The organism is Alteromonas sp. M12, assembly GCF_037478005.1.
Taxonomy (GTDB): domain Bacteria; phylum Pseudomonadota; class Gammaproteobacteria; order Enterobacterales; family Alteromonadaceae; genus Aliiglaciecola; species Aliiglaciecola lipolytica_A.
In genome coordinates, this window is the sequence record NZ_CP144164.1 from 4,658,993 (window position 1) to 4,679,705 (window position 20,713).

General features: G+C 42.1%; 15 protein-coding genes. 9 read left to right on the forward strand and 6 right to left on the reverse strand.

What is annotated here, in order from left to right; translation table 11 throughout:
• The first annotated feature begins 2 nt into the window (after positions 1-2).
• Positions 3-500, forward strand: coding sequence for a DUF6702 family protein (locus VUI23_RS19985; RefSeq protein ID WP_342805689.1), 498 nt, complete (start codon positions 3-5; stop codon positions 498-500).
• Positions 501-778: 278 nt separating this feature from the next.
• Positions 779-2,158 carry an NAD-dependent succinate-semialdehyde dehydrogenase gene (locus VUI23_RS19990; RefSeq protein ID WP_342805691.1) on the forward strand — a complete coding sequence of 460 codons (1,380 nt, stop codon included), beginning with the start codon at positions 779-781 and terminating at the stop codon, positions 2,156-2,158.
• A gap of 338 nt (positions 2,159-2,496) precedes the next feature.
• On the opposite strand, the gene VUI23_RS19995 is transcribed toward VUI23_RS19990, so the two are convergent.
• The 3 genes from VUI23_RS19995 to VUI23_RS20005 all read right to left on the reverse strand — a co-directional run bounded on the left by VUI23_RS19995 (position 2,497) and on the right by VUI23_RS20005 (position 6,718).
• Positions 2,497-3,042: a peroxiredoxin-like family protein gene (locus VUI23_RS19995; RefSeq protein ID WP_342805693.1), complete on the reverse strand. Its 546-nt coding sequence runs from the start codon at positions 3,040-3,042 to the stop codon at positions 2,497-2,499.
• Positions 3,043-3,316: 274 nt separating this feature from the next.
• Positions 3,317-6,025: a serine/threonine-protein kinase gene (locus tag VUI23_RS20000; RefSeq protein WP_342805695.1), complete on the reverse strand. Its 2,709-nt coding sequence runs from the start codon at positions 6,023-6,025 to the stop codon at positions 3,317-3,319.
• 129 nt (positions 6,026-6,154) lie between these two features.
• A complete protein-coding gene (locus tag VUI23_RS20005; RefSeq protein ID WP_342805697.1) occupies positions 6,155-6,718 on the reverse strand; it encodes an ECF-type sigma factor in 564 nt (187 codons plus the stop codon).
• A gap of 378 nt (positions 6,719-7,096) precedes the next feature.
• Between VUI23_RS20005 and VUI23_RS20010 the strand changes: the two genes are divergently transcribed.
• The 6 genes from VUI23_RS20010 to VUI23_RS20035 all read left to right on the forward strand — a co-directional run bounded on the left by VUI23_RS20010 (position 7,097) and on the right by VUI23_RS20035 (position 17,120).
• On the forward strand, positions 7,097-7,990 hold the full coding sequence (locus VUI23_RS20010; protein WP_342805699.1) for an alpha/beta fold hydrolase: 894 nt from the start codon (positions 7,097-7,099) through the stop codon (positions 7,988-7,990).
• Positions 7,991-8,158: 168 nt separating this feature from the next.
• Positions 8,159-10,498, forward strand: a complete 2,340-nt coding sequence (locus VUI23_RS20015; RefSeq protein WP_342805701.1) for an MMPL family transporter — start codon at positions 8,159-8,161, stop codon at positions 10,496-10,498.
• Positions 10,498-11,331 carry an outer membrane lipoprotein-sorting protein gene (locus VUI23_RS20020; RefSeq protein WP_342805703.1) on the forward strand — a complete coding sequence of 278 codons (834 nt, stop codon included), beginning with the start codon at positions 10,498-10,500 and terminating at the stop codon, positions 11,329-11,331. The genes VUI23_RS20015 and VUI23_RS20020 overlap by 1 nt, the downstream gene beginning before the upstream one ends.
• A gap of 8 nt (positions 11,332-11,339) precedes the next feature.
• Positions 11,340-12,677 carry a DUF1302 family protein gene (locus tag VUI23_RS20025; RefSeq protein WP_342805705.1) on the forward strand — a complete coding sequence of 446 codons (1,338 nt, stop codon included), beginning with the start codon at positions 11,340-11,342 and terminating at the stop codon, positions 12,675-12,677.
• A gap of 283 nt (positions 12,678-12,960) precedes the next feature.
• Complete coding sequence (locus tag VUI23_RS20030) at positions 12,961-14,028, forward strand: efflux RND transporter periplasmic adaptor subunit (RefSeq protein WP_342805707.1); 1,068 nt, start codon at positions 12,961-12,963, stop codon at positions 14,026-14,028.
• Positions 14,028-17,120 carry an efflux RND transporter permease subunit gene (locus tag VUI23_RS20035; protein WP_342805709.1) on the forward strand — a complete coding sequence of 1,031 codons (3,093 nt, stop codon included), beginning with the start codon at positions 14,028-14,030 and terminating at the stop codon, positions 17,118-17,120. The genes VUI23_RS20030 and VUI23_RS20035 overlap by 1 nt, the downstream gene beginning before the upstream one ends.
• 60 nt (positions 17,121-17,180) lie before the next feature.
• On the opposite strand, the gene VUI23_RS20040 is transcribed toward VUI23_RS20035, so the two are convergent.
• Both VUI23_RS20040 and VUI23_RS20045 read right to left on the reverse strand, forming a co-directional pair.
• Complete coding sequence (locus tag VUI23_RS20040) at positions 17,181-17,720, reverse strand: NAD(P)H-dependent oxidoreductase (protein WP_342805711.1); 540 nt, start codon at positions 17,718-17,720, stop codon at positions 17,181-17,183.
• Between the two features lie 98 nt (positions 17,721-17,818).
• Positions 17,819-18,496, reverse strand: a complete 678-nt coding sequence (locus VUI23_RS20045; RefSeq protein ID WP_342805713.1) for a pirin family protein — start codon at positions 18,494-18,496, stop codon at positions 17,819-17,821.
• Between the two features lie 163 nt (positions 18,497-18,659).
• Between VUI23_RS20045 and VUI23_RS20050 the strand changes: the two genes are divergently transcribed.
• Entirely contained in the window at positions 18,660-19,544 is an 885-nt protein-coding gene (locus VUI23_RS20050) for a LysR substrate-binding domain-containing protein (protein WP_342805715.1), read from the forward strand.
• A 55-nt stretch (positions 19,545-19,599) separates the two neighbouring features.
• On the opposite strand, the gene VUI23_RS20055 is transcribed toward VUI23_RS20050, so the two are convergent.
• Entirely contained in the window at positions 19,600-20,184 is a 585-nt protein-coding gene (locus tag VUI23_RS20055; protein WP_342805717.1) for a ferric reductase-like transmembrane domain-containing protein, read from the reverse strand.
• Positions 20,185-20,713: the final 529 nt, after the last annotated feature.

Sequence of the window (20,713 nt, forward strand, 5' to 3'; positions counted from 1 at the left end):
TCATGAATAATTTAATCAAACTAGCTTTAGGGGCGCTGTTGTTAACAGCTTTTTCCCTAAGTGCACATCAACAAAAGACCGCGATAAGCACAGTGTTGTTTAATCCGCGCACTGAGAATATTGAAATCATGCACCGCTTTAGGGTTCATGATGCCGAGCATGCGGTAAAAGAAATATTTGGTAAAGACGCGGATATACTCGATTCAGAAAAGACTCAAAATGAGTTTAGCGACTATGTAAGCAAACGCTTTTACTTGTTTGATAGTCAGCAAAAAGCCTTGCCTCTAAAAGTGGTTGGTCATGAAATAGAGGGGAAGTTTTTCTGGGTTTATCAGGAAACCACACAGCCTGCTAAGTTAGAGAATCTGAGTATACGTCATGATGCCTTACGCGATTTATGGCCACAACAAGTCAACACGATTAATGTTGAAGGTAAAGGCGAACTGCAAACTCTGACCTTTGCAGACTCAGTGGAATTATTAAAAGTCAGCTTCCATTAAACTTTTCAATCAGCAGTAATAGACGTTTTTTAGAGTTCACAAAACACTAAGCTGAAATTGCTCTATTAACAAGCCCGTAAATATCAATTTTACGGGCTTTTTATTTACTTCTTCAAGACCAATCACCTTGCATGTTGACTGTGAATATTTTGCAAAGGTATTGAATCAAGTTCACAAAATTAAATTCGAAAAATCAAATTTCATCTTAAATTCATAAGGTTACAAGTTGGTAAAGGTTTTGCACCTACAGCTTCGTTGAATTAAAAAGAGGAAATATCATGTCGAACACAGTAAAAACAATTAATCCCTTTACTGAGCAGGTACTAGACGAGTTCCAACTTTTGAGCTTAGAAGAAGCAAATGCAGCCGTAGATAAAAGTCATGAGGCATTTTTATCTTGGCGAAACACACCTAAAGATCAACGTGCGGAACTGGTATTAAGCTTGGCCAGCACAATTCGCGAAAATAAAAGTGAATTGCTCAGATTAATGACCGCAGAAATGGGCAAAGTGCGCGCCCAGGGTGAACAAGAAATTGAACTTTGTGCAGGCATTTGTGAATACACTGCCACCGAAGCGATAAAAGCTCTGGAAGACGAAGAGCGGGAAATTGAAGGTGGCAAGGCGATAATCAGCTACCAACCTATAGGTGTTATTTTAGGTATTCAGCCATGGAATTTTCCTCTATATCAGGTCATTAGATACAGCATCAGCAACATTATGGCCGGCAACACCACAGTGATGAAACATGCTTCCAATGTATTTGGCATGGCTGTAGAAATTCAAAAGATGTACGAAAAAGCAGGCTTTCCAAAAAACGTTTATCAATCTCTCATCATCAAAGGGTCTATGGCAACCCAGCTTATTGAACACAGCAAAGTACGTGGTGTTACTTTTACAGGCAGTGACGGTGTAGGTAAAAAAGTAGCTGAAACAGCAGGTAAACATTCAAAGAAAACCGTCTTGGAATTAGGTAGTAACGATGCATATGTGATACTTGATGATGCCAATATTGAAACCGCGGTGCAAGCCTGTGTTCAGGGGCGAATGATCAACAATGGGGAAACCTGTGTAGCCGCCAAACGTTTCGTTGTTACTGAAGCGAAATATGACGAATTCAAACAAGCCTTCATTGACCAACTTAAAAATATGAAAATGGGTGATCCTAACGATAAAAAAACAGATTTAGGCCCTATGGCACGAGAAGATTTGCGAGACGAATTACATGAGCAAGTTAAAACGTCCATTGATAAAGGGGCAAAAGTTTTAATAGGTTGCGAAATCCCAGATATGACGGGTTATTTTTACCCACCGTCAGTTCTTGAAAATGTGCAATCAGGTATGCCCGCTTATGACGATGAGTTATTTGGTCCAGTTGCAGCGCTAATCAAAGTCAAAGATAACAAAGAAGCAATGGAAGTTGCCAATGACTCCAGATATGGCTTAGGCGGCGGTATCTTCTCAGAAGATGAAGACAAAGCGGTAAAACTAGCCGTTGAAGAATTTGATACCGGTATGGTTAATATCAACGGTTATGGATTAGCACAGCCCAATTTGCCTTTTGGTGGCGTGAAATCCAGTGGTTATGGCAGAGAACATGGTGGGTTTGGCATAACCGAATTCGTGAATATTAAATCGGTCGTAATCAATCAACAATAGAACCTAGTCACCTAAACTGCGGATTGAATGTAAAATCCATTGAAATCTAAAAGAGTCGGTATTTTATCGGCTCTTTTTTTATGCAATTAGATTGTTAAGACAAAGAAGGCAATCGTAGGATATTAAAGGTGAGACGCCCTTCGTCTTGCAAAGAAGGTAAAACAAAGGTGACTGATGATTAGCGTTTTTGTCGATTAAAACCAAGCGAAAACTCGCAGGTAGGAATCAAAATTAGGCTGATGAGGGACGCTAAGCTGAAGTTAAGTGTGGTCGACATTGGCAATTGCCTTTTCCAAATTGGATAGCAATAGAAGCCAATGCCGACCTAATCTGAACGATTAATTTTGGTGAGTACCGCGCACTGGATAATTTTTGTTGAGTGCGAACTCAAGTCCACTAACGAACTGTTCCAGATCTGGACGAATGAAAGGTGCATTTGCAATCTCAATCATCACGGTTTCACCTTTTGGATTGACTACAAACAAGCCAGGCTCTGGAAAAGCATGGTCGGTTTCAGAGTCACTCATAGGATCTGAAATGTATAACCCCAGTGCATGCATTTGAGTTAAGGTTAAACCAGTAACAACCGGAAAATTAACATCTAATCCTTTATCTTTCATCTTGTCTAATTGCTCTGGTGTATCAGCAGAAACGGCAACTACGTCGATGTTCAAGGATTTTAGTTTTTCTGTATATTCGGTAAGTGAATTTAGATATTTGAGGCAAATCGGACAATGATACCCGCGGTAAACAACAACCAAAGACCACTTGTCTTTATCCTCACCAAGGTGTGCTGCATCCGAAAGACTTGCTAAATTGCCGTTAGTATCTGTGATTTGTATTGTTGGAAATTTTTCGCCTGCTAAAAGTTTAGTATTCTTCATTCTATACCTCCATAAAAACGGTTAGCTCAACAGTGTCCTGTATTATTATTCTGTTTAACCAACCTAACCTAAATAATGATTTGTTTACGGTTTGTATGTAGCAAACTTCTTACCAGCTAAACTAAGTGGCTGTTTTAACACTAAAAACATAGATTAATCCATACATGAGCGGAATATTGCAGCTGGAAACTGTGAAAGAATTGCATTAGTAATTGAATCATCTTCAATTTGCTTTGCTTGCCCCCTGATTATCCTTTATACCCTGAATACTCGGTTAGGTGTCGGACGCTGTAGATTCTACCTTGTGCAAATATTCAACGTACTCTTGTGCGCTATCGTTTGGCATTTGAGTTTGCATTAAGCTTATCAACAAGCGAATATTTTGGCTCAAGTCAGGATAGTCTTGCTCTGGATGACGTTGCGTCACATCTATAGCGCGTTTCAGTGAGTTGATAGCATCTATCGGTAGATTATTGCTTCGCTCAAAGTCTGAAAATTGGGTATGCAGAAAATACAGCGAGCCGTTTTTTGCGGTTACATCATATGGCGTCTTAGCATCAAAATTGTGCCATTTAGTTAGCACTAACCGGTAGAGATGTTGCGCTTCGTCTTGGGCATCAGCGGCAAGATAGCGCAGGGCTAATTTATGATATTCATATAACGTATTTGGACTGAGTTCACCGTACTTATCAGCCATGCCATCGATAGCCTCTTGCGCCAATAATATCGCCTCTTGGTGCATCGACAGATTTGACAAGGTTTCGGCTTTAAATGATTTAGTATTAATAATGTCAATGTGATTAGCACCGACAATCGCGGGCAATGTCTGTAAAGAATGATTGAGAATCTCGAGTGTTTCAGCAAAGTACCCTTCTGAGCTAAGTATCTTTGCGTTTAAGAATTGTGCTCTGTGAGTATCTTGATGCTCAAGCCCTAACATTTCGGTAGTTAGGGAAAGTAGCTCTTCTGTGTAGGGTTTACTCAAATTAAACCTATCTTTTTCAATGTAATGAAAGCTGAGTCTTTCCAGTACATATATAACCAGCGTATGTTTACTACCTAAACTTGCTTTTGCTAAAGACAAGGCTTGTTTAAAATAATCAATAGAGGCCTCATTATCACCGTAGCGTAAATAGTTGTTTCCTAGACTTGCTAAGGCCAGCACTACCATGAGGTGTTTTTCACCCAAATATTGTTTTGCATCTTCAAGCACTTGCAAATGCATATCTATCGCTTTTTCAACCTCGCCCGTATCACTGTAATAACCGCCTAAATTTAGTGTATAGCCTATCGTGTGTCGGTGGTGTTCTCCGTAAAGTGTCCGAGCCTGAGCGACAATTGATTCAAGTATCTCACCTCGCTTTTCTGGCAAATCTGCACGACTATAGGCCGAATTCAGTGCGTTGAGTGTTGAAATATGAAGTTCAATATCCTGAGCAGGGTATTGATTGTAAATTGCGTCAGCCATTTGCAACTGCTCTGTGGCTTCTTGTATCTTGCCGATTTGCCAATACATTTCGCCAATCACGTAGCGCAATTGAGCAAGTACCATGGGTTGCTGTGCGAGTTTGGTTTGCTCAGGATTACTCAGCTTTTCTTTTGCCGATTCCACCATATCAAACACAGTCACTTCATTTCCTTGTGCCCTATCGGGATCAATACCTTTAAACATTTCGGTAATAAAATCGGTGACAGCCTGTGCTTTTTGCTGTTCTGTTTGCGCGGTATCACGCTCTTGTTGCGCAATGTCACGCTGTTGTTTCACTTGTTCAGATTGATACCAAATCGCCGCGCTCGCAGTTATCAACGAAATTGATAGTCCGAATCCCATCGCCGACGCTATCGCATTGCGCTGCAAAAACAACGACGTTCTATGCATCCAACCGATAGCATGAGCTCGAACAGGATATTGATTTAAAAAACGTGCTATATCTGCTGCAAAATCCGCTGCCGAGCTATATCTGTCCTGACTTTTCCCTTGTAGGGCCTTATCTACTATCGCGTCTAGGTCTGTGCTTATAGAACTCGCTGTATTTTTGTAAAAGTCATTCTCGTTGTTTTTAGCGCGAACACTTGCACGGGTTAGTGCTTGGGATTGAATATATGCCAGCACCTCTTCTTTGCTGAGGTTTTGCTGTTGGGATACGATGCTCCCCGTCAGTATTTTATATAGCACCGCCCCCAACGAATAAATATCCGAAGAGACACTTATGGCTTCTCCTAAAATTTGCTCAGGGCTTGCATATTGGATAGTTAACAAACGAGGTCCCGAAGAATTCATTTCTCTTTGGGTTAATAAGTAGGAAATACCAAAATCCATCACTTTGGGCTCACCATCCTGATTGACTAGGATATTTTCAGGCTTAATATCACAATGCACCACTAAGTTTTGATGGGCGTATTGAATCGCTTCACATACCTTTACGAACAGTTTAAGTCGTTGTTTCACGCTCAGTCGATGCTGTTCGCAGTACTGATCAATGGGCAGGCCTTCAACATACTCCATCACTAGGAAAGGAGTGCCCGACGCGGTCGTGCCACCATCTAATAGGTGTGTTATGTTGTTATGCTCTAGATTAGCCAGTATTTGTCGCTCTTCGATAAAGCGTGTTAACAAATATTCACTGGTGGTCAAGGATTTAATGAGTTTTACGGCGACTTTCTTTTCATAGAGGTTATCGGCTCGCTCACCTATATACACCGCCCCCATACCACCTGTTTTCAGCCTTTTGGTAAGCTTGTAAACCCCCGCCATAGTGCCACTTAAATCTTGCTCAGCGTCAAACACATTTTGAGTTGCGCTCTGAACAATTTTACCAAGCCCTTGGGTTTCGTCTGCGTGCTCTAATAGACCCATTATGGCCTGTTGAATATCAATTTGGTCTGGGAAAGTTTGAGTGATGAAATCTCGTCTTGTTTCAGCGGGTAGTTCAAGTGCCTTATGAAAATATTCTTCAATAATGGGTAGATCGTTATTATCCATAAATTGTCTCTACTTGATATATTTTCGCTAAACTCGGCGAACATAAGCGGCCCAACTTGCCAATCCCAAAATTTTTTCTATGGCATTTGAGGAGACAATAAAAAGCTTTACCAATAATGCGATGAAGGTTTACGTCATCTCTTTACAAATCCACGCCTTCGAAAACTTCAATTCACGTTCCACGGTTCTGACTGAAAGTGCGTACAAATCAGCAATCTGTTGAATACTTAATCCGGCAAATGTCTCTAACTCAAGAATATTCGCCTTGCGATTATCAAGCTTCACCAGCCCCTCTAGAGCACTATTGAGAGACAGAAATTGGGTTACATCCTGTTTAGCGCTTAAAAACTCGGTGTTTAGGGTGATTTTCATGCCGTTAGCACCCCGTTTTAAGCGGCCAATGCTGCGCGCATGGTCAACTAAAATGCGACGCATTGTTCTACTGGCCAAACTATAGAAGTGTTGCCGGTCGGCAAAGCTGACATCAGCATCGAATAAGCTCAAAAAGACTTCGTTGACCAGTGCCGCGGTTTCGAGAGTGTGGCCAGGGCGTTCTTGGCGCATATGAGCTTTTGCACGCCTTTTTAGCTCTGCGTACACAATACTACTGACCTCAGACAGGGCGTTTTCATCGCCCTCCTGCCATTGGTATAGAAGCTCAGTTATATTGCCCTTGTGAAGTGCCACTGGCATATCAATTCACCCATGTGAAGAATCTATTTCCAGAAAAGCGATAACGCTTTAACCCTGTCTACTTTGTGCCCAAAAATCGCGTTAAATACAGGCAAATAGCTGTTCAAATATACTCCCATTGTTTTACGTTAAGCAAATATATCTGTGTTCTCATCGTCAAGATGTGATTCGCTTTCACTTTCCTTGCTCTCACTTTTCTGGCCGCTTTTCAAAAAAATAGATAATTAATTCATTCGTTTAAAAATATTTTGTCGTTTTCGAAATTGACTAGCGCTTATAGATATAGGACGCCTGAAAATAACCAGAGGCAAGCATCAAGCCCCTTGTTTGAAAGACTAGAAGGCAATTCGTAAACCTTATTGTAAAAGGGAGAACGCGATGACACATGTTAGAGAGTATGACAACGGTGCTAAAGATAAGACTTTTTCATTGAATGCATTGCAAAAAATCCAGCGGCTAGCGCTTAAATTTTGCTGCACAGCGTTACCACCAATAGGACTCAAAGTGGCGCTTTACCACTTCACGAATACACGCAAACGCCGCCCGTATAATTTGCTGGATTTACCGCCTCAATTGCAGTCTCGAAAAATAGCTTATCGTAATGGACACATTGTAACTCACAGTTGGGGTCATGGAGAAAAAATTGTATATCTGGTGCATGGCTGGGAGAGTAACTCAAATGTGATGAAAGCCTTTATCTCGCCGCTGATACAACAAGGGTATAAGGTTGTAGCCTTCGACATGCCGGCCCATGGACTGTCAAGCAATCAAGCTACTCACTTAGGTGATTTTTCTGCCACCTTAGAGTTTGTGATTTCCATATACGGAAAACCATTTGGCATAGTGGCGCACTCGTTTGGCGGCACTGCTAGCGTCTTGTTGTTGCGCGCACAAACCTGGTTACTGCCTAGTAAGCTTTGTTTGATCGCGCCAATGAAATCCCTAGATAGCCATCTGCAAGTATTCAATACCATCACCGGATTACCCGAAGCCATCATGGATAAGCTTCTAACAAAACTGAAAAAACGATACGCGTTGGAAGCAAAAAAGACAGACATTACCCGTTTAATTCAGTCTGTGCCGGTTCCCGGTTTACTCATCCACGATAAAGATGATCGACTCATTCCAATAGAAGTAGGTGACCAATTGGCAAAGGCCTGGGATGGCTCTCGATATATCAAAACTCAAAGCCTAGGCCATCGCAATATTTTAAAAGATCCATTCGTTATTCAGCAGGTGACTGATTACATATTAGACCGTCATCGAAGCTAACTCATCTTCAGTTTCGACTGCAAATGAGCGAACTTAAGACAAAAGATTAAAAAAATTAGACAGGTCGTGTCGTTTTTGTGCACTCAGGACGCTTAGTTAAATAGCGACCGAAAATACAGCGCTGAGATAGGCATATTTATCAATTAAATTGATTAAGAGACTAAGATTATGACTTCCAACAATAATACATCCTCATATACAACTCGCTACTTCGCTTGGGTCATCGAAAAGCCCAAACGGGTAATCTTAATCTCACTTATATTTATCCTCACGATGGGCTTTGGAATTAGCAAAGTGCATAAAGAATCTTCGGTAGATGCATTCGTACCACAGGATCATCCAGCTGCCTACGCGAGAGACCGAGCTGCCGAAATATTCGGATTAGAAGATCCTATTGTAGTGGGTTTAGTTGCTGCCAAAAATAGGTCTGCGTTTACGCCTGAAAATATCGAAACACTACGCCGAATTGAGAGCAGAGCCCGAGCACTAAGTAATGTTAAAAAACATAATTTTATTAGTATCTTAAATGAAAGCGCGATACGTGGTGAACAGGGTGACCTGCTTGTTGAAGCTATTGTCCCGTCAGGCCCTTTAACCATGGATGCAGCAAAGCAAGCCTTTGTGCGCCTCAATAGTATGAGCATGATGAAAGGACTATTGGCGTCGAAAAATGGCGATACATTAACTCTAATTATCCCAGTGTATGATGCTAATCATGCCACTGAAACCTATCGTCAAGTATTGGCAATTGCGAATAGTGAATCGACCTCATCAATCACTATACATGTTACCGGCGTAGCCTCAATGAACGGACGCTTGGCGCAAATGGTCACAAGCGATACACGGTTGTTTATACCTGTCGCAGTGACAGTCGCCATGCTCATAGTTTGGTTGGCACTGCGCAATCTACGTGGGTTAATTGGCCCGTTTTACGTGATCGCTGGCTCTGCCGCTACAACAATTGGCTTTATGGGTTGGATGGGGGCGCAGTATTATTTAATCACAACCGCTTTGCCGGTAATTATCATGGCCATCGCCATTGCTGATAGTCTGCATATATCAACCCTGTTTTTGCATAAGTGTCGTACAAATTGGCACAAAACCCGTCAGCAAAATTTGCTTGATGCCCTCAATCATACTTATTTACCAATTACACTCACGACTGTCACTACTGTGGCTGGTTTCTGCGGCTTAGCGCTAGGTTCAACTATGCAGCCCATCGCTGAATTTGGCCGGATGGCTGCTCTTGGTGCAATCATGGCGTGGCTGCTAAGTATCAGCGCGTTACCTGCAATTATGGCTTTAAGCAAGCTACAGGCAAAAGAAAACCAAGTAAAAAGCCAATTTACCTTTGTTGATGCCTGTTTGAAAAATGTCACTCAACAAGCGACTCAAAAACCTGCAACCACAGCGAGTGTATTGGCAGTATTGACGTTGGTTATGGGATATTTTGCATTGCAGGCAAATTTTGATTACCAACGTCAAAATTATTTTCAAGAAAATGAGCAAGTGCGTATCGCTGATATCACCTTAAATGAGCGTTTATCGGGCTTGAATTTTTTAGATGTAGTGGTCTCTGGTAGCGCCTCAAACGATTTGATAACACCTGATGCGATGAAAGCGATCGCGCGCTTGCAAGCACAGTTGAATGCGCAGGCATTTGTAGCAAAAACAACCTCGGTTGCTGACTACATGACACTCATGCATAACGTTCTCACCGATGAGCCGATTGGTAGTTTTCCGAGTAAGCAAAATGCCCCTGCACAATATATGTTTTTATATGAATCATCGGGCGACCCCGGCGATTTTGATGAGGAGATAGATTTAAACTATCAACACGCTCTCATCCGCGCGCAGCTGAGCACAGATCGTTTTAGTAATGTAAAAAATACCGTGCAAAACTTCGAAAACATTGCCAAACGATGGTCTTTAGAAACAGGTTTAGAAGCAAGTGTTAGCGGCAGAGTGGCAGTCAACGTTGGCTGGATGTCGCTGTTAGCAGAGTCACATTTTGTCGGGCTTGGACTGGCGATTTTATTTGTTTTTATGTCTGCTTTGATAATGTTTCGCTCATTTTTCAAAGCACTGCTGAGTTTAGTGCCGGTTATCACTGGCGTCTTGTTTACGTACGCGGCTATGGGCGCACTTAACATCGATATTGCACCAGCTACATCTATGACAGCCGCCATTTCTACCGGCCTAGGTGTCGACTTCGCCATTCACTTAATTTACAGCGTCAATCAAGCCAGACAACAAAACACATCTATAGAGGATGCATTCTCAGGGAATTATTTAATCGTCGCCAGAGCCTGTTTATTTTCTGCTCTCGCCCTTGCCGTTGCACTTGGCGTTGTTTGTTTAAGCTCTGCGCCACCTCTGCAATGGTTTGGCGCGTTAGTTGCCATGGCAGCTTTAGGCAGTCTTATGGGCGCGATATTTGTCATCCCTGCACTTTATGCATTGTTCACAAAGCACGCCCTATTACCCAAATTTAAAGGAGCATACTAATGAAATACTTACAAAAATTGGTAGTCATATCACTTTTATCTTTGCTGTTAATGCCCATCCATGAGGGGAACGCCAGCACTAAAATGAGTGCAATTGAGCTTGCTGAAAAAGTGGCTAATCGCTCGTCAAATAAAAGCAGAGTAGGGTTTATGCATTTTACTATGCGTAACAATGCAGGTTCTGAGCGTAAACGCTCAGCCTTGGTAGTCCACTCTCAAGTGCCAGAAAGAACCAAAATAGGTATTTATTTTACCGAACCTGCAGGGCTGCGTGACACTAGCTTTTTAAGTCATGACAACAGCGCGAGTCAGGACCAAAACTGGCTCTACTTACCTGCCACTGATCGAGTACGAAAACTTCCCTCTTCGAGCCGCGGAGACTACTTCATGGGCACCGATTTGAGTTATGGCGACATTAAAGACAACTTTAAGTTTGCACTGGAAGATTGGGACTTCAGTTTAGGAGAGTCGACAGTGGAAAACGGTAAGACCTATTACCAACTCAAAGGAGTACCCAAAAACGAGCTGATAAAAGCTGAAATTGGCTACGCTAGTTTTAGAGCAAAGATTGATTCTCAAACCTGGTTTCCCATCAAGATAGAATATACGGATAGCGACAATGCGCCCCTAAAAGAGGTAAATGTTGTTGCCCTCGATATTATCGATGAAACCTGGACTGCAACACATTTTACGATTGACAATTCCCAACTCCAACATCAAACCGAAATTATCATAAGCGATATGCGGGCGGTTACTCAGGTGCCTACCTACTTGCTCACTGCCGATGAGTTAGCCTATGGAGCACCACTTATGCTACTCGAAGATAAAAGTTGAGCTTCAGCATGAACAGCATTTTTTTGCGAGCAAACAATAATCTGCTTAAAGCCAGCCTGGTTTTGCTGAGCATTTTTGTTTGCCAGATAAATTTGGCCTTTGCGCAATCTGTTTCGAGCATAATAAAAGTCGAATACCGCTTAGGTTTAAATCTGAATGACGCTGAGCTACAACATGCGAGATTAAGTATAAGCGCTGATACACGCTATCGTATTAACCGAAACTGGAGCATATACCTTGATCTACGAGGTGAAGCAGCAGATGACGACGTTGGCTTAGGCACGGTAAATACCTACTCATCGCTTAGCAAGCCTTTGCTCGATGGTAAACATACACGTTTCGAGGTAGACCGTGCATTTGTGCAATGGCGCGAGCGTGCTCATACGCTTACTCTGGGTAAGCAAGTTACTCCTTGGGGAGTGTTAGATGGTATTCAAATTACCGATCGCTTTGACCCAGTGCGGCGCCGCGATTTTGTGCTGACCGATGTTAGACCCCAACGCATTGCTCGGTGGGGAGCTCGCTGGCGCAATACTCTGGGGAAATTTAAACTAGATGCTTCATTTGCCTTGGATGGCACAGTTTCCCAGCAGGCAGAAATCAACACGCTATTTTTTACTCATTCGACTCGCTTTACGGGAGGCATAAATCTATCCTCGACACCGATTGCGATGATCGCTGAACAGCGCAATACCAGCCTCGAGCAATCCACTTTCGGAATGCGTGCTTCTCGTCCACTTGGTTCTGGCGAGCTTTCGTTGTTGACGTTTCGAGGACCGGATACAGATCCCCTTCTAACTTTAGTACAGCAACCATTAATTAATCAGCCCGCAACGGTTACCCTAACATATCAGCGAAGAACTCTTTATGGCGCAACCTATGATCTAAGTTTGGGAGAAACGGTGCTACGCGGTGAAATTGCCTACATTCCTGATCAATCTATCAATATTATTAGTGAAATTCCGCTGCAATCTGCACGGGCAAAACGCCTGTTAGCAGGCGTAGGGCTTGATTGGAACGCACCCGCTCAGTGGTTTGTTAATGGGCAGCTTGCTATCGATTATGTAAATGGCGAAGACTTCAGTTTAGTACGCCCAGCAACCGATACCATCTTGACCTTACGGGCGCAACGTACCTTTATAAATGGACGTTTGCTCTTTAAGGGGGAATTAATTGGCACCCTTAATGAAAAAGACGGGGTGTTGCGGCCTGAGCTAGCATACGATTATTCTGACAGACTCAAACTCCGTTCAGGTATCGACTACTTATTTGGTGATGAAAACAGTCAATTTGGCCAATTTAGAGACAATTCAAGATTTTGGTTTGCAGCAACTTATACCTTTTGAAACTGCAGACTTAAAAAACCGAAACCAAGACCCTATTGTGCAGCTGAGCGTAGTGGTGTATTGATTAAAATTTATGCCGTATTTATATATTAGGCACCTCCTTATAAACAACTCACAAATGAGAATCATTATCAAAAACAATTGCTTTTGCTACTTTGACTGACTTATAGTGAGTAGCCGCCTTTCGTTGTTGTCAGCAAATTAATTTAGTTCCTGTACGTGGCTTTAGCTATATTTTTTAGGGTTTATTTACATTGCTAAATGTATGTTTAGGGAGATATTTTTGAATTCATATAAATTTTATTGGTGCTGTCTTTTGCTCTGTTTTAGCGTATTTCCATCGACCGCAAAACAGGTTGTGAATGTGGTTGTAGATCAAGTTAAACCTCAGCAGCTCACACCTATAGTCACCCTAACAGGCTCATTAAAAGCACAGCGTCATGCTAACCTTTCAGTGTTAACCGATGGAATTGTCACCCATATTTACGCTGAAACTGGTGAAAAAGTGCAGCAAGGTGAAGCGTTACTTAACTTAGATTCAGCTCTAGTAAAAGCACAATTACAAGCAAATAAAGCCGCATTGGCGCGAGAGCAAGTGGCCGTTGATAATGCCCAACGACGCCTTACCGAGGCACAGTCTTTATTCGACAAAAAGTTATTTGCGCAAACCGAACTTGCTGACCGTGAAACAGCATTAAACAGTGCTAAAGCAAGTTTACTCGAAGCACAGGCAAATCAGTTTTATCAACAGCAACTATTAAATCACCACCAATTATTAGCCCCTTTTAACGGCATTATCGCCGAACGTATGGTTGATGTGGGTGAATGGGTAACCCGAGGTCAAAGTGTTTTTGAACTGGTTAGCAATGAACAATTGTGGCTTGATTTATACATGCCGCAAGAACATTTTAATGGGGTTGATGTGAATAGTACGGTTAAGGTGTATTTATCATCAAAACCCGAAAAAACTTTTAGCGCAACAGTGGTAACGAAGGTGCCTGTAGTGAACACCAATAATCGCAGTTTTTTACTGCGCTTAGCGCTAGATAACGCTTCTGACCTGCAGGTGGGTTTATCAGCAAGTGCAGATATTCCACTAGTTCAAAGCGCGCAAGAAAGTGTGGTGATTGAGCGAGACGCCTTATTACGTCACCCGGACGGTGGTTTTAGCGTATTTATAGAACATGATGGAGTTGCACACAGACAGAATGTCAAAATAGGCGCTCGAATGAACGGCAAGGTTGAAATTACACAAGGGTTGAAAGCGGAACAATGGGTGGTCACCCAAGGTAATGAGTTGCTTCAAGATGGACAATCGGTAAATGTAGTGTCTAGATTGGGAGAGAAATAATGTTACAGGGCGCCGTTAAACACGGGGTTTTAGTCGCTGTAACCGTGATGATTTTTTGTATCTTAGGGATTGTTGCCGCATTTAAAATTCCGGTTCAAATGATCCCCGATCTCGATGTTCGTACCATCACTGTGGTTACTCAATGGGCTGGTGCTACTCCGCAAGATGTAGAAAATGAAATACTTATCGAGCAAGAGCGTTATTTACGTTCGCTACCTAACTTAAAACGCATGTCGAGCTACGCGACAACGGGTGAAGCCGAGGTTGAATTAGAGTTCCCATTTGGCGCGGATGTTAATGAAGCTCTGATCAATGTCAGTAACGCGTTAGCGCAAGTGCCTAACTACCCTGAAAACGTAGACCAACCCGTTCTGTATAGCAGCTCTTTCTCGTCAAACGCCTTTATGTTTTTCACTTTAAAGCCTTTAGCCGGTAATCCGCTGCAAATAGATATTGATATGTTACGGGATTTTGCCCAAGACAATGTCCGCCCTCAAATGGAGCGCGTTACCGGAATATCCAAAGTAGATGTACGTGGGGGCGCTTTATATCAAGTACAAATACTTGTTGACCAACAAAAGCTTGCCAGTAGAAATATCAGTTTAATCAATGTCCGAGATGCAATTCGAAGTCGAAATTTAGATGCCTCTGCCGGTGATATTGATAGCGGTAAGCGACGGTATTTATTGCGCATGGTTGGGCGCTTTCAATCGGCACAAGAGCTTGAAGAATTAGTAATTGAACAGCAGCAGGGTAACACCGTAAAACTAAAAGATGTTGCCACTGTGAAACTTGATCATTATGAGTTACGTAATATCGATTATAACGATGGTGAACGCAGCCTAATGCTATCTGTGCGCCGTGAAAGTGGCTCAAACGTTATGGCTATCAAAGATCAGTTGATGCAAGTCGTGGAAAGACTGAATCGTGATTTACTGGAAACCAATGGATTGCAACTAACCTTATTGAGTGATGACGTTCGATATGTAAAAAGCTCGGTTAAAAATGTATGGACCAACCTCGCGTTAGGGGCGTTATTGGCAACGTTGGTGATGTTTGCGTTTTTAAAAAGCCCCCGCTCTACTCTAATCGGAGTAATGGGCGTACCTATTTGTACCATTGCCGCCTTTTTAGGTTTGTTATTGTTTGATCGAACCATCAATGTCATTTCATTAGCAGGTGTCGCCTTTGCCATAGGTATGACAGTTGATAATACCATTGTGGTATTGGAAAACATTGAACAAGCTAAACGTCGAGGGTTATCAAAACTGCAAGCGGCAATGACAGGTGTGCAAGAAGTTTGGCCAGCGGTATTAGCTTCCACATTAACCACTGTATTAGTTTTTGCCCCCATTTTATTTATTGTACAAGAAGCAGGACAACTCTATTCAGATGTTGCCATTGCTATTTCAGCGGCGATTATTGCCTCTATGTTAGTAGCATTATTTGTGGTTCCAGCGGCGTCAGCTAAATTTGCTACACAAGAGTCGAAAACCTCTATCATGGCTGCTCCTATGGGTTTACCCCGTTTCATTTCTCGTTTTCTGGCATCTAAGGGACAGCGCTTAATTTGCGTGGCACTGGCAGTGGTGGGCTTGCTCGGTGGCGCATGGCTGTTGATGCCTGAGGCTGAATATTTGCCCGAGGGAGAAGAGCCCAAAGCATTTTCCATGATGATTGCACCGCCAGGGTATAACTTGAGTCATATGCAAAAAATTGGTGATGAGCTATTAACCTATTTTAATGCACATTTAAACGCACCGAAAAGTGACTTTGAGCAAGGAAAAACCAATTTACCTTCCTTAAAGTATTACTCTATGTCGATAGGTGTGGGCAATATTTGGTTTTTAAGTGAACCCAATGATCCTGCCTATATTGATGAAATGATGGCAGCAATAACTGACAAGTTCAAAAGTTATCCGGGCATGCGCGCATTTTCCTCTCGTGGTTCGATAATCTCCAGTAACGATGGCGGCACGCGCGCCGTTGCGCTAGATATTAGTGGCACTGAACAAGTTGATTTATATCGCGCCGCCGATGCCATCTATCGCTTAGCAAGCGAAGTATTTGATAACCCACAAATTGACTCTGAACCTTCATCGTTAACCCTCGACCAGCCTTTAATTGAAATTCAGCCGCGTTGGCAGCGTCTTGCTGAAGTTGATATGTCGGCCGATGAATTAGGTTATACAGTGGCAGCATTAAGTGATGGTGCCTATGTTGATGAACTGATTTTAGACGACGATAAAGTGGATATTTTTATATTTTCAGAAGCAGGTAATCAGCAATCGCTAGCTGGTTTAGAGCAAGCACCAGTGGTGACTAAGCAGGGAATATTACCGTTAAACGCATTGGCAAATCTAAACGAAAAAGCAGACAGTGATAGTCTCCGTCGCATAGATGGCCGTCGTACCGTAACGGTTTATATTATTCCGCCGCGAGATATCGCTCTTGAACGGGCCCAACAATTAGTGCGAGAACAACTGCTACCGCAACTACAACAACAAGGCGATTTGCGGCCCGGTGTGAATATTAGTATAGGTGGTGCCGCTGATCAGCTTGAAAAAACACGTGACGCATTGAGCAGTAATTTTATTGTCGCGTTGGCTCTGTGTTATTTGCTGCTAGTGGCTATTTTTAAACATTGGGGGCAACCGTTATTTATTATGGCTACCGTGCCATTGGGAATGGCCGGCGGCTTACTTGGCTTAGTGATGACCAATGGAATTGGTTCATTGACCGGCGGTTTTCATCAACCCTTTGATATGATCACTATGTTAGGTTTCTTAATTTTATTAGGCACTGTGGTCAATAACCCTATTTTAATTGTTGATCAGAGTCGTCGAAATTTATCTGCAGGGCTTAAACCTTATCAGGCCGTAATTGGTGCACTAGAAACAAGACTAAAGCCGATTATCATGTCGACTATGACAACCCTTTGTGGATTAGCGCCCTTAGTGTTTATTCCTGGCGAAGGCTCTGAGTTGTATCGCGGTGTGGGAATCATTGTGTTAGGCGGTATTACGGTCTCTACGCTTATTAGCTTAACGGTATTACCCGCCTTGTTATTAATCTTCTATAAAGAAGATTAGCTTTTGTTGTTTTAGCCAAAGAATAGTGCGCTGAGTGTTAACCCAGCGCCTTGTTAATACTTAAAGGGCGTTAACAAAAGCCGTTACAGTGTTTGTCAGCTCTTGGTCTTTTTCAGTACTTAATTTTCCGTCTACATAGTGCTCATAAAAGCTACCTAGGCTAAACGAACCTTTAACATCCGCTCCCCAAAACGGTAATAATTGCGCTAATGTTTGAATGTTAGTTGCGCCACCTCTAGGTCCTGGTGAAGTGCTAAGTAACAATACCGGCTTATTGGTCGCAAACATTGGATTTTGTAAATCACCTAAACGGGAAACCCAATCAATTAAATTTTTAAACTCTGCAGGTATTGACCCGTTATGTTCTGGAGAAGAAATAATAAAAGCATCATATTCAGCGAACAGCGCTCGTACTTGCTTAGCCGTTTCTGGATAACCTTCACCTTGCTCTCGATCTAAACTAAAAAAAGGCATTGGATAGTCTCGAATATCCAGCATAGCAACTTCATGCCCTTCGATTTTGCTCGACGCCAACTCTAATAACGTTCGGTTAATTGAGTTTTTACTGTTACTTGCTGATACGGTAAGTATTTTTTTCATGGTTTCAAAGTCCTAAATTGTATTCGGTTGATTGTTAAATGAGAGGTAACTTTTGGCTGTTCTCAAAGCAGATTTAATCTTCGTTAGATTAAGTGCTGTTAATTAGCCTTATTTAAATAAATCAGTGATAAATGCACTTCATCACTTAGCGCAGTAAAATCTAAGTTTTCATCACGAATTAAATCGCCATCTTTTACTTCAATCCCATTTAAGATCCCTTCACCACCGGTGACATAAGCCATGAACGCCCCTTCATGGGTGACATTCTTATGTTTACTTAGTAAACCAATTTCAATAATAGTCTGGCTATCCAGTGTGACGTTTTGCGATTTATCACCACCATAAACAGGGGTCATTTCATCTTTTTTAAGATCATAAAATTTGTAACTTGCTGGTTCGCCGCTCGTTTCAGGTAAAGCCCATATTTGCAGCATTCTGTTTTCAGAATTATCTGGATTGACTTCATTGTGAACAAAACCTTCTCCACCAGCACGTTGAGCTTGTACTTGATTGGCTTGCATAGACTTGCCGTTTTGCAAAGAGCCTTGGTGCTCTATTCGGCCTTCTAACATGACCGTAATAACATCAAGCTCCTTATGGGGATGCATGCGAGTTTCACCTTTAGGTAAAAAGCGCGCATCAGCCAAATAAACAAAGCTACCCAGTCCATTCCATGTATCGTTTTGTCCGCCAACTTTGTTATCAACAACCAAACGAGTTTCTCTTAATCCTGCAAACCCACCTCGGTGTAATACGTCTCTATGTAATAATTCCATTCTAATTTCCTCTGTCTGTAACTAGTTGATAATACAAATCAACTTAATGTTTTGTTTTTTCGAACTGTAAAGCTATTCTATAACCGTAATGAACAATTAAAAATAAAGTAAAATTGACAAATATGTTCGAATTTACTGAACAATAAGATTCATAGGTGGACGAGTGAAATTATCTTTAGAGGCGTGTGAAGTGTTAGATGCAATAGATAGCAAAGGCAGCTTTGCCGCCGCAGCAGCAGCTTTATATCGCGTGCCATCGACAATTACATATACCGTACAAAAATTAGAAGAAGACTTGGGGATCATAATCTATCGCCGAGAAGGTCGAAGATCCATATTAACACCTGCAGGAAAGGTGCTGCTCGAACAAGGCCGAGAATTACTGAAAGCTGCTCAAAGTATTGTAGAAACAGCCAAGCAAGTAGACAGCGGTTGGGAATCTCACATCAATATAGCAGTGGATACGATTTATGATATTGATGAGTTATACAACCTAATTGAAGAGTTTTATAAGCTTAAAACCGGTGTCGAAGTTAATATCACTGAAGAAGTATTAGCCGGAAATTGGGAAGCCGTTGTCGAAAATAGAGCTGACCTAGTTATCGGTGCACCTTATCCTGGAATAAACACTCAAGGGATTAATTTTGAAGAAATTGGCGTAGTAGATTGGCAATTTGTGGTAAGTAAAGAACACCCTTTACTTGAATACGACCTACCTTTAACAGAAGAAGATACCAAACCATTTCATTCCATTATTATTAAAGATTCGTCTATAAGATCCCCCGCAATTTCCCATAGGATATTTGAAAAACAAAGCGTTTTACGCGTAGCTTCGTTAGAGCAAAAGATATCAGCTCAAATTAGAGGACTGGGCATCGGTTTTTTACCCACACACCGAATTATTAAGCAACTGGAAGCGGGCGAGTTAGTTTCCCTACCAATCGCTAAAGATGCACCGGTAACGCCCGTATTCATGGGTTGGAGAATAAATAACAAAGGTAGGGCAATAAGGTGGTTCATCGATAAATTCCGAGACTGTCATAAATAATGTTCAATTAGAACATCACCTACAATAATCTACAGGCCTATGCACGACGTCGACGTTATACTCGGGAGCGCCGCCAAGCTAAAATCCGGATTACAAGCGCAGCAGTCCCCAAATAAGCATAGGGATCGGTCAATGGATTCAATGAAGGTATTTTAAATGCCAGTAGGGCATCAAAATATGGGCTAAATACAAAGATAAAAAAGAAGCCCCACATACCCACGCGATGCAGCACATTCCACCAACGTCCTAAACGACGACGTGCACTATTGGTTGAAGTTAACACCATTGCAAGCAAGACAGCGTATGCCCATACGCCGCGATCCAAAAGTCCCACAGGAGGAAACTGGTTTATCAACCAGTTATAATACAGCAGCGCCAAAAGGTGAACGAAAAAGCAACTAGCGAAACCTAACCCCCACCACCGACGATCTCTAAGCAAAGCCATGGTCCAAGGGGCCCTGTGTAGTCGAGGGAGTGACGAAGCAATAAAGGTAATCAGGAATAAAGGATAAGACGCTCTCGCGGTATAACGTGCAGCGAGTTGCCAGCCCTCTTGCAGGTTCGCTCCTACTAACAAGCCCGCAGCCACAGCTGCTACCCCAGCAAATAGTCCCAGCCACAGTGGCCATACCTTTTTCATAAGTTGTCTTTCCTTATCTGGCGAAAAGCATCTCTGCCTAGCGCCCAACATTCACAACACTGACCTAAAATCATTTAGACTTAAAAATTTTGCTGATCCAAACTGTGACTGCGTTTGGCATAGGAAGATAGAGAGTAATACACCGCCCTAGCCCAAGCAATCAGTCTTACTTTTATTGACCTTAGACCTTAGCTAGTAAAAATCAATTATCTTGATTGGCAGAATTGCTTCGTTCGCTTTTAAAATAATATCTCCAACATAAAGTTTCGTATAATTTGAGCATTGCAGTGTAAATATCGTCTCGTTTTGAAAACATACTTTTACGCTTTCAAAAAGAGCAGCTCAAAAACCTAAATGGTCTATTCGATAATAACTAAGCTTTATTTTGTAAAGGTCAACTTTCCGTTAAACCAATTTCGCACTCTAAAATGCCTCTTTGTATTATCCCCTCCTGTACAAATTAATGACTCAGAATTACAAATTGATAATGGCTTCTGACTTTCGGAATTCTTAGCGGTGTGAATAAGTG

Coding starts and splice junctions, on each gene's coding strand:
- VUI23_RS19985 (WP_342805689.1), top strand. CDS start 3: ATGAATAATTTAATCAAACTAGCTTTAGGGGCGCTGTTGTTAACAGCT.
- VUI23_RS19990 (WP_342805691.1), top strand. CDS start 779: ATGTCGAACACAGTAAAAACAATTAATCCCTTTACTGAGCAGGTACTA.
- VUI23_RS19995 (WP_342805693.1), bottom strand. CDS start 3,042: ATGAAGAATACTAAACTTTTAGCAGGCGAAAAATTTCCAACAATACAA.
- VUI23_RS20000 (WP_342805695.1), bottom strand. CDS start 6,025: ATGGATAATAACGATCTACCCATTATTGAAGAATATTTTCATAAGGCA.
- VUI23_RS20005 (WP_342805697.1), bottom strand. CDS start 6,718: ATGCCAGTGGCACTTCACAAGGGCAATATAACTGAGCTTCTATACCAA.
- VUI23_RS20010 (WP_342805699.1), top strand. CDS start 7,097: ATGACACATGTTAGAGAGTATGACAACGGTGCTAAAGATAAGACTTTT.
- VUI23_RS20015 (WP_342805701.1), top strand. CDS start 8,159: ATGACTTCCAACAATAATACATCCTCATATACAACTCGCTACTTCGCT.
- VUI23_RS20020 (WP_342805703.1), top strand. CDS start 10,498: ATGAAATACTTACAAAAATTGGTAGTCATATCACTTTTATCTTTGCTG.
- VUI23_RS20025 (WP_342805705.1), top strand. CDS start 11,340: ATGAACAGCATTTTTTTGCGAGCAAACAATAATCTGCTTAAAGCCAGC.
- VUI23_RS20035 (WP_342805709.1), top strand. CDS start 14,028: ATGTTACAGGGCGCCGTTAAACACGGGGTTTTAGTCGCTGTAACCGTG.
- VUI23_RS20040 (WP_342805711.1), bottom strand. CDS start 17,720: ATGAAAAAAATACTTACCGTATCAGCAAGTAACAGTAAAAACTCAATT.
- VUI23_RS20045 (WP_342805713.1), bottom strand. CDS start 18,496: ATGGAATTATTACATAGAGACGTATTACACCGAGGTGGGTTTGCAGGA.
- VUI23_RS20055 (WP_342805717.1), bottom strand. CDS start 20,184: ATGAAAAAGGTATGGCCACTGTGGCTGGGACTATTTGCTGGGGTAGCA.